Consider the following 15799-nt stretch of genomic DNA (forward strand, 5'->3'; position numbering starts at 1 on the left):
AATAGTATTAAAATGTGTCGATCAATTATTTTAATCTTGTTTTGTTTGTTACTTGGACCTACTTCCAATGCACAAAAAAAATACAGCATTAAGTCAAAGAGAGCCATCAAAAATTACGAGTTGGCTTCAGAGGCTTATCGGCATATGGATAATTCCGAAGCTCTGAAATATTTAGATGTAGCAATTGAGCAAAGCCCTGATTTTATTGAAGCTTGGCTTTTTAAGGCTGATGTATTGCACGAAACGGGGAAAACGGGATTAGAAATAGAGGCTTACCAAAAGGCAATAGAAATTGATGCAGGCTTCTTCACGAATGTGCATTTTAATTTGGCGAATACTTACTTAGAAATAGGAGAATATCAAAAGGCATTAGCGAAATATAAAGATTTCCTATCACTTTCAAGCAGTTCCGGAAGAAATCAGACTTTGGCGAAAAAAAGAATAGAAAGTTGTCAGTTTGCCATCCATTCGATAGCAAATCCTGTCGATTTCAAGCCTGTAAACCTTGGCGGAAATGTGAATTCTGAATTTGATGAATACTGGCCCAGCCTTACAGCCGATGAGGAATTGCTGGTGTTTACCCGATTGATGCTCGAAAAGAAAGAAGGAACTGAAGTAATAATTAAGAGACAAGAGGATTTTTATGTGTCACAGAGGGAAGATAGTTTGTGGAGGCCTGCAGAAGCATTATCTCTGGTTATAAATACAGAAATGAATGAAGGGGCTCAAACGATTACTGCTGATGGTAAATACATGTATTTTACGGCTTGTGATCGTTCCAACGGATATGGACGATGCGATATTTATTATTCGGTTCGGGAAGGGAATGTTTGGTCTGCACCAATAAATGTCGGCAAACCAATTAATTCGAAAGATTGGGAAGCTCAGCCAAGCATATCTGCTGACGGACGGGAATTGTATTTTGTGAGCAATAGAAAATCAGGAAAGGGGAAAATGGACATTTGGCATTCGAGATTAATCGAAACGACGGCTGATGGAAAGCAACGCTGGACCCAGCCTACTAATTTCCCCCTAAATTCAACAAATAATGAAATGTCTCCGTTTATTCATGCAGGAAATCAGTATCTGGTATTTTCTTCAGATGGTTTGACCGGAATGGGAGGATATGATCTGTTTAAAACGGAGAAAAACAAAGATGGGAAATGGATTGAACCAGAAAATTTGGGATACCCAATTAATACATGTAACGATGAAATCGGATTGGTCATTAATGCGAAAGGCAACAAGGCTTACTTTTCTTCCGATCGCCTAAAAGGCAAAGGGAAAGATATCTTCAGTTTTAATATGCCTGTAGATTTACAGCCTAAGTCTGCTTCGTGGTTAAAAGGGAATGTATTGGATGCGAAATCTAAAAATCCGGTGTCTGCGTCGCTTTTATTGATCGATTTGATGAGCAAAGACACAATTACTCAGATTAAATCGGATCGGATGGATGGTAGCTATTTGGTTTGTTTGCCTTCGGGAAAAGAATATTTATTTTCTGCTGAGGCTGAAAATTATCTTTTTTACTCAGCGCATTTTTCGATGTTAAATGATCAGGAGAAATCGAACCCTCAACAATTAAATATTTATTTGAATAAGATTGAAAAGGGAGAAGAAATAGTGCTTCGTAATGTGTTTTTTGAATTGGATTCCTGGGATATCTTGCCAAAATCAGAAACTGAATTGACCCGTTTATACGAGCTATTGTCTACTCATCCTAAATTAAAAATTGAAATTGCCGGTCATACCGATGATACAGGGAGTGAAGAACACAACCTGAGTCTTTCTAATAATCGGGCAAAGGAAGTTTGTAATTTTTTAATTTCAAAGGGAATAAATGCAAACCGGTTAAGCTTTAAAGGATATGGAGCTTTGCATCCTATTGCTGATAATAAGACCGAAGAGGGAAGAAGTTTAAACAGAAGAACTGAATTTAAGGTTCTTGAAAATGAATAAAAAATAACTACTGAAATGAAGCCTATATATCTTGATTACAATGCGACTACACCTATCGCACCAGAAGTTGCTGATGCAATGCTTCCTTACTTAAAAGGTTTTTTTGGCAATCCGTCGAGTTCTCATTTTTATGGGCGACAAAGCAAAGAGGCTGTCGATAAAGCCAGAAATCAGGTTGCTTCATTGCTGAATTGTAATGCGGGTGAATTGATATTTACAAGTGGAGGTAGTGAATCAAATAATTATGCATTAAAAGGTTATGCGTTTGCAAATCAGGCTAAGGGCAAACATATTATCACATCTTCTATCGAGCATCCGGCAATAATAGAGGTTTGTAAATTTTTGGAAACAGAGGGCTTCGAGGTCACCTATCTGCCGGTTGATGAAACTGGAAGAGTGAAATTGTCCGATGTGAAAAAGGCGATTCGAAAGGATACTATATTGATATCGATCATGTATGCGAATAACGAGGTGGGAACTTTACAGCCAATTTCTGAAATTTCGAAATTGGCGAAGGGAAATAATATTGTTGTTCATTCAGATTGTGCTCAGGCAGTTGGTAAGGTGCCAGTAAATGTGCAGGAATTAGGTGTCGATTTACTAAGCATTGCAGGTCATAAATTGTATGGTCCCAAAGGAATTGGTGCGCTGTACATTCGTGAGGGAATTAAATTGCAGAAATTGATTCATGGTGCAGATCATGAACGAAATTTGAGAGCGGGAACCGAAAATGTGTTGGAAATTGTGGGTTTAGGAAGAGCAGCTGAATTGGCAATGGAGGATGAAGACATTAGAATGAGGCATGAAAAGAATTTGATTAAGCGTTTACGCAATAATTTGGCTCAACTTTCGGATGTTCAGTTTAATGGAAATTCCGATTTTTGTTTGCCAAATACTTTAAGTGCTTCTTTTAAAAATCTTCATGTAAATGAGATCTTAAAAAGGATGAAAAATGTGGCTGCATCTGCAGGTGCTGCATGTCACACCGATTCAATAAGTGTTTTAGCAACATTAGAAGCGATGCATGTCCCAATAGAATATGCAATGGGAACAATTCGCTTTTCTGTTGGCCGATTTACAACAAAAACAGAAATAGATTTGGCTTCAAATGAAATAATAGAGGTGGTTAAAAGTTTGCGTAGAGATGCTAAGTAAAGGAAGCTATATGTAAGAATTTTAATTACCTGAAAAACTCATTTCCACTAGCCAGTAATTCTTTCGTCTTGGAAATGGTGTTTTCTTTAACCATTCGATTCTGCCAAGGTAGATTACCTGATTTTTTGCGCAATTTTGCTTTTCAGTACCAATCTTTAGGGTAAGAAATGATAGATGGAGTTCCTTGTTTACCATATTCCGGAAAGGATTGATAGTAAATATCTGCAATCTTAACAGTCGATTGGTTTCTGGTGTAGTGAATTGAAAGAGTAAAGTGCATTTCAGTCTGGGAAACGGTAGGTTTCTCGCTTAAAAAAAATTGGAACACAGCCTTTGAAGCGAAATTCTCCGGAATTTGAATTGTTGTATACTATCTTGCCAGTCACATTTTCAGGAAGTGACGAAATCCAATTTTGAAATTGTTGACTTGTTGCTCTGTGTTGGTAATTCGTTTCCAAAGGAATCTCTCCAGAATCATCTAAAAATAGATTTATTTTTTCTATTTGTTGAGCTATGATAAATGAGCTAAATGAAAAAGATAGTAGAATTAAGAATATTTTTTTCATAATGGGTTGATTCGGGATTTAACATGCTAAATAGGTCTATTTCACTTTTTAATTTTGTAATTAATATTGATTTCTCAAAAATAATAAGGTTGTTGATAATTTAACACAACCTGTTATTTGCGGGTAATCAGCTAGATGGGCTTGTGTGGTTATGTTCATTTTGAAAAAAATGGCAGACTTGACACTTGTTTTATTCTTTATCTTATAATAGCTTTACTTGTGTAGTGAAGGTAGAAGTATCTTCAATTTTCATATTGAACTTGACAAGTTTCAGTTCTTTTCAAGTTTTTAGTATGGTTTTAGTTGTACGTAGGAAAAGGGGCATTGCCCCTTTTTTTTGTTTACAACTTTTTCTCTCCGAAATAATTTATTAATCTTTCATTTTAAATGATAAATCATTCTATTAATTGATACGGTATTTCTAATTTTACTGCACCGCATTATTCAAAAAGAAAGATATTCATGACACATATATATTCCCCACAAAGACTGTTTATTATCCTTATTTTACTTGCAAATAATATTTTTGTTTCGGCACAAAGTATTCCTTTTGAAGAAAATAGGTTGATTGACCGCTTGTCTGAATCCAATAACTGGGCAGATTCAATTTTGTCGACTTTAAGTGATGATGAACGAATAGCTCAGTTGTTTATGGTTGCTGCATACTCAAATAAAGGGACGAAGGAGTCAGAGAAAATTTCCAATTTGGTGAATAAATATCAAATTGGAGGGATTATTTTTTTTCAAGGAGAACCGGGAAAACAAGCCGAATTGACCAATTGGTACCAAAGTTTGGCAAAAGTTCCTCTTTGGATTGGAATGGATGCCGAAATAGGATTGGGAGCCAGATTAAAGCAAACGATCAGTTATCCACGACAAATCATGCTTGGAGCAATTCAAGATGATGATTTGATTTTTCAATTGGGAAAACAGATCGGAATAGAATGCCAGCGACTTGGTGTTCATGTGAATTTCTCTCCTGTAATGGATGTGAATAATAATCCGCATAATCCCGTAATTAATAGTCGTTCCTTTGGTGAGGATCGCTATAATGTGACTAATAAATCGTATGCTTTTGCTTCCGGAATGGAGAAATCAGGAATTATTGCTGTTGGCAAGCATTTCCCGGGTCATGGCGATACGGCGACAGATTCTCATTTCGAACTTCCTTTGGTCGATCATTCTATTGAAAGGCTCGATTCTATTGAATTATTTCCATTCCGTTATGTTATAAATAATGGTTTGGCGGGTATAATGGTTTCTCACCTAAATGTACCGGCACTAGACTCACTTCAAAAGGTTGCAACATTATCCAAGCCTATTGTTACGCATTTGCTAAAGGAAGAAATGGGCTTTAAGGGTTTAATATTTACTGATGCTTTAAACATGCGAGGCATTCGTAAATTTTATAAGAAAGGCGTAGTCGATGCTAAAGCTTTGGTAGCCGGGAATGATGTACTTCTTTTTACTGAAAATGTTCCAATAGCGGTTAAGGAAATAAAATTGGCACTTAAGAGTGGTGAGCTTTCCTGGGATCAGATCAACGAAAAGTGCTTGAAAATTTTAAAAGCAAAGTATTGGCTCAATTTAAATGAATATAAGCCAATTGATAGGAACAAACTTTGGTCCGGACTAAATACACAACAAGGTTTTATTTTAAGACGTGAACTTACTGAAAAGGCAATCACCTTAGTGAAAAATGATGAGCGATTATTGCCATTAAAAAGATTAGATACACTAAGAATTGCTTCTGTTGCAATGGGGGTATCCATCCGAAACAGATTTCAGGAATATATGGGAAGGTATACAGATATAGATTTTTTTCAGATAGAAAAGAATGCTTCGATCGAAAGTTATTCTCAATTATTGAAAAAACTTAGTGGGTACAATTTAGTGATTGTAAGTAAGCATGATAGTGATCTTCGGGCAGCAAAGAAATTTGGAATTACGAATCAAACCATTGAGTTTCTTTCTGAGCTTTCAAAAAATCAGAAGGTTATTTTTGATCTGTTTGCCAACCCTTATGGTTTGGATTTATACGAAGGGACTGATCGGTTAAAAGGGATTTTAGTCTCGTATGAGGATAATATTGAAACTCAAATGGCTTCAGCCCAAATTATTTTTGGTGGTTTGGCATCACAAGGACGATTACCGGTTACAGTTAATGAACGCTTTCCTGTTGGAACGGGTTTTGAAACTAAACACAACCGTTTGGGGTTTTCTATACCTGAACAAGTTGGTTTAAATACCCTTAAGTTGAATGTTATTGATTCAATAGTACATGATGCAATAAAAAAAAAAGCAACCCCTGGCTGTCAAATTCTAATAGCCAGAAAAGGTAAAGTGGTATTTCATAAATCATATGGGCATCGAACTTACGAAGGTAAAGTTGAAGTTCGCAACCCTGATATTTACGACTTGGCTTCACTCACAAAAATAGTAGCTACACTTCCCGCACTTATGCAATTGAGTGATGAAGGGTGGATTAATGTGGATCATTCATTAGGTGAGTATTTCTCAAAAGCCAAAGGAAGCAATAAGGATACTTTGATTTTAAGGAAGATTTTAGCTCATGAAGCAAGATTGTTGAGTTATAAGCCATTTCAATGGGAAGCTGTTGATTCTTCCAGTTTTGATAAGGATTTGTTTAGTCGCACCTTTTCGAAACGATACAGTCTTAAGGTAGCCGATAAATTGTATTTAGATAGAAACTACAAGTTTAAAGAAGGGATCTTCTCACATGAAAATTCTGAGGAATATCCAATTCAAGTAGCCAATGAGTTGTTTATTCATAAGGGGTATCATGATACTATTATCAATCAAATACTAACATCCGAATTAAGAAAATCAAATGGTTACAAGTACAGCGATCTTGGTTTTATAATGATGGGAGAGATGGTTAAGGAGATTTCGGGTGAAAGTTTGGACAACTATGTGAAAAGACATTTGTACAATATGTTGGGAGCCTCAAGTTTGGGCTATAATCCTCTGAAGCGTTTCAATGTCGATCGTATTGTGCCAACACAGAATGATAAATTTTTCCGAAAGCAATGGATTAAAGCTTATGTGCACGATCCAACCGCAGCAATGCTTGGTGGTGTTTCGGGGCATGCAGGAGTGTTTGGGAATGCAGGTGATCTAGCAAAATTGGGACAAATGTACTTGCAGGAAGGGACTTATGGCGGAGAAACATATATTAGTGTCGAGACGATGAATCGGTTTACGTCACGTGCCTATCCAAATTCAGAAAACAGGAGGGGAATTGGTTTTGATAAACCCTATTACAATCCGGACGAAAAAGGGGGGCCAGCATGCGAGGAGGCTTCCGACTTAAGTTTTGGTCATACAGGCTTTACTGGTACTATGATTTGGGTCGACCCTAAATATGATTTACTTTATATTTTTCTGTCAAATCGAATCTGTCCTGATGAAGCAAATACTAAATTGATTGATATGGATGTACGTACAAAAATTCAGTCTCAAATATACAAGTCCTTAATTGAAGAGGAAAAGACCGATTCTGAATTTATAACAATGCCTTTTTCACCATTTCGAAAAGGGATGTTTTATTAATTCTACATTTAAATATTTACTTTCGTTTGTAACCTCATGATCAATCCAATGTGGTAGCTCAAATTTCTCATGTTCAGAATTGAGCTCAATTTCAGCTACAATTAAACCATCATTATCACCTTCAAATACATCTACTTCCCAGAATAAATTATTTTGAGGAATCAGATATCGTGTTTTTTCAATTTTAGAATCGCAAAGAGCTAAAAGATCTTGTGCATCTTTCATCGGAATTCCGTATTCAAACTCAGATCTGCTCAACGGATTATTTCCAGTCTTAATGGTTAGAAATGCTTTGTCGCCAGCAATTCTTATTCGTAAACTTTTATCCGGATCACTCCAAATGTATCCTTGAATAAGTTTTTTCCCACCCAGTGGCAGATCTAATAAATCCGCCTTAATCAGGTACTTCCTTTCTATTTCTATTGGCATATTTTATTGAGAATTGACTTATTTGTAAAATATATTTCCAATAATTTTTAGTCCATCAAGAGTTAGCAATGGTTCATGATGATCGAAACTGTCGAGAATAGGAAGCATTACAGTTGCCAATCCTCCAGTGGCAATAACAGTGGTTTTCCCATCCATTTCCTTTTTCATGCCAGTCAAGAGTGATTCTATTAAACCTTTGTAGCCTAATACAATACCAGCTTGCATTGCATGAACAGTGTTTTTACCAATGCAAGAGGGTGGTACTGCCAGATCGACATTGGGCAACTGTGCTGTTTTTTGAGAAAGTGATGTCATGGCAGTTTTTAGCCCGGGAGCAATGGTCACACCTAATAAATCTCCATCTGCTTTTATGACAGTAAAAGTTAGAGCAGTTCCAAAATCAACTACGATGCAATTGCCAGGATATTTGTTATGAGCTGCAACAGCATTGGAAACCAGATCCGTTCCAATTTCATACGGATTTCTTATCCCAATATTCAAGCGTGGATACAATTCAGGACCTAGAATAAGAGGTTCCTGATTGAATAGTTTTCGAATCATTTCACGGATGGGAAGTATCAATGTAGGAACTACGCTACTCAGTACTACCCGTTCAATTTTTTTTAAATCAATATTTCTACTGGCCAGTAACGTTCTGTAAATCACTTCATACTCATCTGCTGTTTTGTTTTCAACAGTATGAATTCTAAATTGTTCTGCCCAATGATTATTGCTCGATAAACCGCAAACCACATTAGAATTTCCTATGTCGATGGCTAGAAGCATATGCTGTATTATTTTTATTGTTTACGATTGATAAAGGTCGGCAAAAGCTTTTAAAGGAAAGCCTAATTCACACGATTTTTTGTATTTCCATTTTTCAGATAATCGATCATATTTCGACTGGCTTCTCTGCCCATTTCAATTCGGGTTTCCCATGTGGCGGTTCCTATATGAGGCACAACAAGAGCATTTTTTTGTTGTAATAATCCAGGATAGATTGTAGGTTCGTTTTCGAATACATCCAGACCAGCACCAGCAATTTCACCTTTGTTTAATGCTTTTGCCAAGGCTTCTTCATGAACAACTGCACCACGGGCCGTATTAATTAAAAAGGCTGTGCTTTTCATCTTTACAAATTCCTTTTCGCCCAATAAATGATCAGTTTCGGGGGTAAGAGGACAATGGAGAGAAACTACATCTGATTCTTTAAGAAGCTCCTCTAAATTCATATAAACCGCCTTGCTCCATTTAATATCAGTAATAGGTTTTCTATTGTGATAAGCTATATTCATTCCAAAAGCCATTGCTTTTTCAGCTACCGATTTGCCAATTTCTCCCATTCCGATAATTCCTAAAGTCTTTCCTCTTAGTGTGTTTCCCAAGTTTTTCATCACACCCCATTCAAAATTTGGATTTGATTTTAATTCAGAATTATAAACGGATATTTGCCTCGAAAGGGATAGTAAAAGTCCCATGCACAATTCAGCAGTAGGTTCGCACACAGCTTCAGGTGTATTGCAAACAATAATTTTTTGTTCGTTAGCCACACTCAAATCGATGTTGTTAAAACCAACGCCATAATTACTAATTATTTTTAGATTCTTTCCGGCTTTTATTATTTCTGCGGATACATCTCTATTAAAAATGGATAGTAAACCAATACATTCAGGTATTCGCTCAATAAGTTCATCTTTTGTAAAGAATTCCTTTTCGGGATAAATTAAATCAAAATGAGTTTCCAATTCAGTAAGTCCTTCTTTAGGAATAGAGTAGGCGATGAGTATTTTGTTTTTCACAGATATGAAGATTAATGATATTAGAGCTTAAAAGGTAAGGATTTGAATTAAATTGACCATAACTAATACTCGTTGAATTTAGGAGGTTTAGTTAAGCCTTTATTGTTTTGATTTTTTTGTGTTTGCCTGTCCTTTCACAAAAGTGGATTTACACAAACTTATTTTGTAGCTTTGGTTGGGATTTCACACCTACATCTACACAACTAACACTTCTATTTCATGATTTTATTAGATAAGCCTTACGTTTCGAAGTTTCTTAAAGAAACAATTGTAAAATATAATTTCCCAGCTCTGGATACTGGTAATGTTACCGAAAATGGAGAGCTTTCATTGATTAGTTCAGAGCAAATTATTCAACATTTTCACGACAATACCAACAGTCGCATTTATACCAATTCTGAGAATTCCATCAACTGGATTGTTAATCATTTAAGTTTTACCAAGTTGCCTGAGTACATTAATGTATTTAAAAATAAAGTTGAGTTTCGTAAATTGGTTCAAGGAATGTATCCAAATTTCTTTTTTAAGGAAGTGTTGCTACATGATTTAGATGATATTCAATTGGCTGATTTACCAATGCCATTTATAATTAAACCAGCGGTAGGTTTTTTAAGTTTGGGAGTTCATAAGGTGGTGAATGAGCATGATTGGGTAAGAGTTAAGCAATTAATACGAGAAGAGTTTACCGATGCTCAGGCTTTGTTTCCTATTGAAGTGGTAAACGCATCTTCTTTTTTAATTGAGGAAGTGATTGCTGGTGAAGAGTTCGCTTTCGATGCCTATTTTGATGAAAATGGACAACCAGTTGTATTAGGAATAATGAAACACCTATTTTCTTCTGATAAGGATGTAAGTGATCGGGTTTATTATACTTCTAAAGAATTAGTTATGACTTACCTTCGGCAATTTACTCAATTTGTTGAGGAATTAGGAAAAAGAGCCGAATTGAAAAATTTTCCTGTTCACGTCGAGGTTCGTGTAGATGAAAATGGAAAATTGATTCCAATTGAAGTGAATCCAATGAGGTTTGGTGGCTGGTGTACTACGGCAGATTTAACTTACTTAGCTACAGGATTGAATCCATATCATTGTTTTTTAAGCAATATCCAGCCTGACTGGAATCAGATTTTGAAAACAATGGATGATGAGATTTATTCATTGATCATTCTAGATAATTCCACAAAAGTACCATCTAGTCAGATCACCCAATTTAATTACGAAAAATTATTAAGTCGTTTTTGTAATCCTTTGGAATTGAGAAAGATTGATTTTAAAATGTACTCCATTTTTGGAATGTTATTTACCAAAACACCAAAAGATAAATTCACTGAGATTGAAGAGATTTTAGGCTCTGATTTGCGTGAATTCATCCATGTGGAAACTCATTAAATGATCCATTTATTGGTGTGAATACCGATTACATAACTCGTGAAGCCCAATTTCAGGATGCCTTAAGAATTGCTATGCTAAAAATTCAAGTGTGGCTGGATATTTATGATACAGAAGGCCTAAGTAAAGAGGATGCTGTATATTTGGCTTCTGAAATAACAAAATAAAAAACAGAAGCCATAATTCGAGATGCTAATAATAAACTCTTTTTATTGAAGAAGGATTTAAAGTTGATTGCTTGTTATCAATTGGATTACGATACATCTTGTCCTGTAAATAGTATAGAAGAACCGGAATTGTCTGTTTTATATATCTCGAGATATTTTCAGGGAAAGGGTCTTGATTATAAGTTTCTAGCTCATGCCGAACAGGAGGTGACAAAAAATAATGCTTTAGATTTATGGCTTACCGCTTATTACCAAAACCAGAATGTCGTTGATTTTTATTATCGTCAGAATTACAACCTGGTAGGCAAGTGCTTTTTTTGAAATGGGTGAAAATAAATACGAAAACTTGGTGTTTCATAAGGAATTAAAGGTTTTGTAAGTAGATGCGAAATTAATCTGGATTCGTATTGTTTATGCATTCATCCTTAAGAATTGCATATATTATCACCTCATTCTCCATCAATTACTATACTTTTTATAAAATGAGCTTCTTTTCGAAAGCCAAATCGCTCGAGCATGGTAATTGATTTTAAGGTTTGCAGGATCTCCTGAAGCAATGATGCGGTGTTTATTTAAATCAGTAAAAATAAATTGCATAATTTCAGATAAGGCTTCACATACAAAACCTTTTTCATGCTGTGATTTAGCTAGTGTGCCGGCAAATTCAATTCATTTTTTGTCTTCATCCAAAAAATGAATTTCAATATCCCCAATCACCTTTTTATTTTCCTTGTTTACAATTACTAGTTGATACCAGAAGTCAATCTGATCAATAGTTTTGGAAACTTTATGGTTGATGAAATTATAAATATCATCCAAATTTTCAGGAATCCAGCCCTTGATATTGATTGGTCTTAGTATTTGAACGTTAATTAAATACTTTTTGCGTAGTCTTTACTAATTGTTTGTAGGTGTAATCTATTTGACTGTAGGTGCATTTAACGATCTACTATTGTTAGAGTTAAGTAAGATGATTTGCAAAAATGAATTTTATATATATAAATTGAAAAAATATTGCCAATTCTAGAAGTATTTTAAATCATTATAATGATAGCTTAAATTTGTCATATTCAGGAGCCTATTATATCCTGAGAATAAAAAATTAGCGGTTTGTTGAGAATATTTCCGTATATTGCAACACCTTTACGAGTTGACTTGATGTAAGTGTATTACTTATGTGTCGATTTATAATGGTTTATAATAAAATTCGAATCTTAAAATAGCTATGGCAAGACCAAAAGAAACTTACAACAAAAAAGAGAAAGAGAAACTAAAACTCCAAAAAAGAAAAGAAAAAGAAGCACGTAAGGTAGAACGTAAATCCAGTCCGGGTCGATCTTTCGAAGAGATGCTCGCATATACAGATGAGTTTGGAAATTTAAGTGATACTCCACCTGATCCAACTAAAAAGAAGAAAGAGATTAAAGAAGAAGATATTGTTCTTGGTGCAAGAAATACTGATGATGGAAGCTTTGAGCAGCCGATAAGAGAAGGAATCGTTTCTTTTTTCAACACTAGTAAGGGATATGGATTCATTAAGGATTTAGAAACCAAGGAAAGTATTTTTGTGCACATCAATGGTCTCGTGGATTCAGTAAATGAAAATGATAAAGTAAACTTTGAAACAGAGCGCGGTCCTAAAGGGATGAATGCGGTAAATGTTACTTTAGTGAAAAAGTAAGTAGCTGTTTTTTAGTTATTACAATATTCTAAGAAATAAAAAACCACCCTTTTGGGGTGGTTTTTTATTTTGTATGAAAGTAATATGAACTAGTCAATTACTCTTACATTTACTGCATTCATACCTTTTTTTCCTTTTTCCATATCGTACTCAACTTTATCGTTTTCACGAATTTCGTCAATAAGACCTGATGAGTGTACGAAGATGTCTTCACTTGAATCGTCTGGCTTAATGAATCCAAAACCTTTAGATTCGTTAAAGAATTTTACTGTTCCTTCCATTGTAATGTTTTTTTTTAATAATAAAATGTTTGTTTATAAAGTCTTTATTCTTTTTTAATTGTCAGTAACAGTTCTATTATTTTATTCCAAATGGAATGAATAGTAATGAATGATATTGAAATTATTATTTAATAAGACTCTATGACAAAACAAATATAAAGAAAACAATTTTTCAAACCAAAAATAATTTGTAATGTTTCGTTTGTAGTTGTTGTGTAAGATCTTAATTTGGTGTGCTTTTATTATAGCCTAATTCTAAATATTCTGTTAGGAGGATTACTTGGATACAGAAATAAAATAAAATGGCGAAATATTATTATAAGGAGGCCATAATAATTGGGGCAGAAGCACTACGTGGTATCACTATATTTTAGTTTACTGATTTATGGGTAAAAAAAAACCATCCTGTTGGATGGTTTTTTATTTTTTATAAAAGTAATACGAATTAGTCGAGAACTCTTACGTTAACGGCATTCATACCTTTTTTTCCACGTTCTGAATCGTACTCAACTTTGTCATTTTCACGAATTTCGTCAATAAGACCTGTTGAATGTACAAAGATGTCTTCGCTTGAATCGTCTGGCTTAATGAATCCAAAACCTTTAGATTCGTTAAAGAATTTTACTGTTCCTTCCATTGTAATGTTTTTTAAAAAATAATAAATTAACGTTTAAAGACTCTAATTTAGTAATTAACAGTAACAAACCTATTATTTTTTTTCTAAAAGAAACAAATAGTAATGAATGATATTGAAATTATTGGTGGAGAAAAATCTCCCTTAGTACTTTTAAACACTGCAAAGATATATGAAAGTTTCACTCTATCCTAACTTCAAGCAGAATAGTTTTAATTTGTAGTGTATTATTAACGAAAATATCTTTTAAGGAATTATATTTCGACGTAATATTACTGGTAATGAGTGGCTTGAATGTATTTTTTAAAAAGGGCATTTGTGAAATTAATTGTATTTAGATACGAGAAAAAGGCATTATTATTTATCTAGCTCCCCAAATACTCTTTTTAAAATATCATTAACTCTCTTTAAAGGGTCTTTTCTAATGAGCTTTTCTTCTTCTGCTACTTTTAGAAATAAAGCACTAAGAGCTTTATTTGTTACATATTGATCTAATTGGGTGTTAACTGTCTCTAAATTCGCTAGTTTCCCAGCAAAGCTTCCGGCCACCGTATTGTAGTTTTGGGTTAGAATATGCCACGATTCATTTGTTGATAAATTGGCAACCAATTTTTTATCTAAAGAAGCCTTTACTTTTGGCATAAATAGATCCTGTAATTTGTTGTAAGTTTTGTTTTGAAGATAAACAGTTGCTGCATTGTCTTCTCCTTTAAGTATGCCGAAAGCATCTGCAATTGTCATTTCAGTAATGGCTGATACAAATATAGGCGCAGCTTGGCTAACTGCATCTTCAGCGGCACGGTTCAGTCTAAGAACTACTTTTTCTACTAATTCGTTACCTCCTGGGATTAATTTAATGTTTTTGGAAATAGTTTGTGCTTCTGGGGGAAGAAGTATTTTAACCAATTCATCTTTGTAGAAACCATTTTGTTTGGATAAAATATTTGAAGCATTTTGGCTTCCTATTTTTAAAGCTTCTTTTAATCCATGGCTTACATCGCTATTTGTTAACGGTTGTGGTTGTGTTAGCGCATATTGATCGATGAATGGCTGCAGTTCTGCACAAGATGCAAATAGTATACTAATTAATATAATTGAGATTTTCCTATTCATAAAATTGATTTATTGATGCGTTTGTTTGCTTTTTAAAGGCAACAAGGTATCAAAAAATGAGAGGAAATTCAATAAAAAAATCCTGCAGGATTTCCTGCAGGATTTCCTGCAGGATTTGAAATAGCTGTATCGTATTATTTGGTTAGTGCTTCCATGAAATCTTCTACATTGCCGGGTGTACTCATTATTTTCATGAATGTTCCCATGGTTAATTCTGGCCAGTATAGTGCAAAACGATATTTGCCATGAAGCATAGTTGCTTCTTTACCTTGTAGAATAATTTCATAAGGCATGGCAGCAATATGGTCTTCTCCAATTATGGGTAGAAAATATTTTTCTCCATCTTCAGAATCTAATAATCCTACACCAAATACGGCTACGTTTTTATCTTCAAATACTTGTTCATAAATTAAATTGGCATTTCCTTTTTTCGCCATTAAACTTTTACGGATAATCGCTAGTCCTGCTTCGAATGATTCGAATTCATTTAAATCGACAGGATCACTAAAGTATGGCATCATCATTTTGTAGTGATACTTTTTTAGTGAGCTTTCTTTAACTTCCCCGCCAAATGGAGTGAATTCATTACCAATTGCTGATAATGATTTTTTTACATCAGAAGTGATGTTTGAAAGTAAGGCTTTGTCCGTTTCGTAATTGCTTAAATAGGCGCAAAACACATAGTCAGGGTTAATCATACTAACTGTAATGTTTTCTCCTTTTTTTATCAGTCCGATTTTAAGAACACTGGCAAGAGCGCCTCTATCTTCAGACTTTAGGCACAACTTATTTAAGTCGTTTCGGGTAAAACAAACAACGTAAAGGTTTTGATCGGAAGCAGGTTGATATTCGCCTAAAATTTTAAATTCATTTGTTTCAAGATTTTGTTTTATGCTTGAAACCAGTGAACTGATATTTGATTGTGATGTTCCAATTTTAAAGAAGGGTGACATTTGTTCTTGCTGTGCATAGCTAGTGTGAATCCAAGCAAAGCAAACCAGAATTAGGATTATTTTCTTCATAGTAATATTAGTTTGTAGTTATTAAGATGTT

Annotated in this window: 15 protein-coding genes; 7 read left to right on the forward strand and 8 right to left on the reverse strand. The window is 34.4% G+C overall.

Features of this window, described 5'->3' with window-relative positions:
* Positions 1-12 precede the first annotated feature (12 nt).
* Together ALGA_RS13645 and ALGA_RS13650 are read left to right on the forward strand one after the other, a co-directional pair.
* A complete protein-coding gene (locus tag ALGA_RS13645) occupies positions 13-1959 on the forward strand; it encodes an OmpA family protein (protein WP_162845443.1) in 1947 nt (648 codons plus the stop codon).
* A gap of 15 nt (positions 1960-1974) precedes the next feature.
* Positions 1975-3114 (forward strand): cysteine desulfurase family protein, encoded by a 1140-nt coding sequence (locus ALGA_RS13650; RefSeq protein WP_096429892.1) that lies wholly within the window; start codon positions 1975-1977, stop codon positions 3112-3114.
* Between the two features lie 281 nt (positions 3115-3395).
* Here the strand turns inward: ALGA_RS13650 and ALGA_RS13655 are convergent, their stop codons facing one another.
* A complete protein-coding gene (locus ALGA_RS13655; RefSeq protein WP_096429894.1) occupies positions 3396-3680 on the reverse strand; it encodes a hypothetical protein in 285 nt (94 codons plus the stop codon).
* A gap of 462 nt (positions 3681-4142) precedes the next feature.
* On the opposite strand from ALGA_RS13655, the gene ALGA_RS13660 reads away from it, so the two are divergent.
* Positions 4143-7253: a glycoside hydrolase family 3 N-terminal domain-containing protein gene (locus ALGA_RS13660; protein WP_096429896.1), complete on the forward strand. Its 3111-nt coding sequence runs from the start codon at positions 4143-4145 to the stop codon at positions 7251-7253.
* On the opposite strand, the gene ALGA_RS13665 is transcribed toward ALGA_RS13660, so the two are convergent.
* The 3 genes from ALGA_RS13665 to ALGA_RS13675 all read right to left on the reverse strand — a co-directional run bounded on the left by ALGA_RS13665 (position 7224) and on the right by ALGA_RS13675 (position 9481).
* Positions 7224-7682 (reverse strand): CYTH domain-containing protein, encoded by a 459-nt coding sequence (locus tag ALGA_RS13665; RefSeq protein ID WP_096429898.1) that lies wholly within the window; start codon positions 7680-7682, stop codon positions 7224-7226. The genes ALGA_RS13660 and ALGA_RS13665 overlap by 30 nt on opposite strands.
* An 18-nt stretch (positions 7683-7700) precedes the next feature.
* Positions 7701-8468 (reverse strand): type III pantothenate kinase, encoded by a 768-nt coding sequence (locus tag ALGA_RS13670; protein ID WP_096429900.1) that lies wholly within the window; start codon positions 8466-8468, stop codon positions 7701-7703.
* A 62-nt stretch (positions 8469-8530) separates the two neighbouring features.
* Positions 8531-9481: an NAD(P)-dependent oxidoreductase gene (locus ALGA_RS13675; protein WP_096429902.1), complete on the reverse strand. Its 951-nt coding sequence runs from the start codon at positions 9479-9481 to the stop codon at positions 8531-8533.
* Positions 9482-9700: 219 nt separating this feature from the next.
* On the opposite strand from ALGA_RS13675, the gene ALGA_RS13680 reads away from it, so the two are divergent.
* The 4 genes from ALGA_RS13680 (at position 9701) to ALGA_RS23385 (ending at position 12718) form a co-directional block, all read left to right on the forward strand.
* Positions 9701-10870: an ATP-grasp domain-containing protein gene (locus tag ALGA_RS13680; RefSeq protein ID WP_096429904.1), complete on the forward strand. Its 1170-nt coding sequence runs from the start codon at positions 9701-9703 to the stop codon at positions 10868-10870.
* A 17-nt stretch (positions 10871-10887) separates the two neighbouring features.
* A complete protein-coding gene (locus ALGA_RS22985; protein ID WP_153244852.1) occupies positions 10888-11037 on the forward strand; it encodes a hypothetical protein in 150 nt (49 codons plus the stop codon).
* 15 nt (positions 11038-11052) lie between these two features.
* Complete coding sequence (locus ALGA_RS13685) at positions 11053-11358, forward strand: hypothetical protein (protein WP_262496501.1); 306 nt, start codon at positions 11053-11055, stop codon at positions 11356-11358.
* A 904-nt stretch (positions 11359-12262) separates the two neighbouring features.
* Entirely contained in the window at positions 12263-12718 is a 456-nt protein-coding gene (locus ALGA_RS23385) for a cold-shock protein (protein ID WP_096429908.1), read from the forward strand.
* A gap of 89 nt (positions 12719-12807) precedes the next feature.
* Here ALGA_RS23385 and ALGA_RS13695 read toward each other — a convergent pair whose 3' ends face one another.
* The 4 genes from ALGA_RS13695 to ALGA_RS13710 all read right to left on the reverse strand — a co-directional run bounded on the left by ALGA_RS13695 (position 12808) and on the right by ALGA_RS13710 (position 15768).
* A complete protein-coding gene (locus ALGA_RS13695) occupies positions 12808-12999 on the reverse strand; it encodes a cold-shock protein (RefSeq protein WP_096429910.1) in 192 nt (63 codons plus the stop codon).
* 445 nt (positions 13000-13444) lie between these two features.
* Complete coding sequence (locus tag ALGA_RS13700) at positions 13445-13636, reverse strand: cold-shock protein (protein WP_096429912.1); 192 nt, start codon at positions 13634-13636, stop codon at positions 13445-13447.
* A gap of 354 nt (positions 13637-13990) precedes the next feature.
* Positions 13991-14746: a DUF4197 domain-containing protein gene (locus ALGA_RS13705; protein ID WP_096429914.1), complete on the reverse strand. Its 756-nt coding sequence runs from the start codon at positions 14744-14746 to the stop codon at positions 13991-13993.
* A 134-nt stretch (positions 14747-14880) separates the two neighbouring features.
* Entirely contained in the window at positions 14881-15768 is an 888-nt protein-coding gene (locus ALGA_RS13710) for a hypothetical protein (RefSeq protein WP_096429916.1), read from the reverse strand.
* Positions 15769-15799: the final 31 nt, after the last annotated feature.

This window comes from Labilibaculum antarcticum (genome assembly GCF_002356295.1).
Classification (GTDB): domain Bacteria; phylum Bacteroidota; class Bacteroidia; order Bacteroidales; family Marinifilaceae; genus Labilibaculum; species Labilibaculum antarcticum.

What these genes read in the sequence shown, in the direction of transcription:
- ALGA_RS13670 (WP_096429900.1), bottom strand. Translation starts at nt 8,468, where the DNA reads ATGCTTCTAGCCATCGACATAGGAAATTCTAATGTGGTTTGCGGTTTA.
- ALGA_RS13710 (WP_096429916.1), bottom strand. Translation starts at nt 15,768, where the DNA reads ATGAAGAAAATAATCCTAATTCTGGTTTGCTTTGCTTGGATTCACACT.
- ALGA_RS13645 (WP_162845443.1), top strand. Translation starts at nt 13, where the DNA reads ATGTGTCGATCAATTATTTTAATCTTGTTTTGTTTGTTACTTGGACCT.
- ALGA_RS23385 (WP_096429908.1), top strand. Translation starts at nt 12,263, where the DNA reads ATGGCAAGACCAAAAGAAACTTACAACAAAAAAGAGAAAGAGAAACTA.
- ALGA_RS13700 (WP_096429912.1), bottom strand. Translation starts at nt 13,636, where the DNA reads ATGGAAGGAACAGTAAAATTCTTTAACGAATCTAAAGGTTTTGGATTC.
- ALGA_RS13655 (WP_096429894.1), bottom strand. Translation starts at nt 3,680, where the DNA reads ATGAAAAAAATATTCTTAATTCTACTATCTTTTTCATTTAGCTCATTT.
- ALGA_RS13660 (WP_096429896.1), top strand. Translation starts at nt 4,143, where the DNA reads ATGACACATATATATTCCCCACAAAGACTGTTTATTATCCTTATTTTA.
- ALGA_RS13705 (WP_096429914.1), bottom strand. Translation starts at nt 14,746, where the DNA reads ATGAATAGGAAAATCTCAATTATATTAATTAGTATACTATTTGCATCT.
- ALGA_RS13650 (WP_096429892.1), top strand. Translation starts at nt 1,975, where the DNA reads ATGAAGCCTATATATCTTGATTACAATGCGACTACACCTATCGCACCA.
- ALGA_RS13665 (WP_096429898.1), bottom strand. Translation starts at nt 7,682, where the DNA reads ATGCCAATAGAAATAGAAAGGAAGTACCTGATTAAGGCGGATTTATTA.
- ALGA_RS13680 (WP_096429904.1), top strand. Translation starts at nt 9,701, where the DNA reads ATGATTTTATTAGATAAGCCTTACGTTTCGAAGTTTCTTAAAGAAACA.
- ALGA_RS13695 (WP_096429910.1), bottom strand. Translation starts at nt 12,999, where the DNA reads ATGGAAGGAACAGTAAAATTCTTTAACGAATCTAAAGGTTTTGGATTC.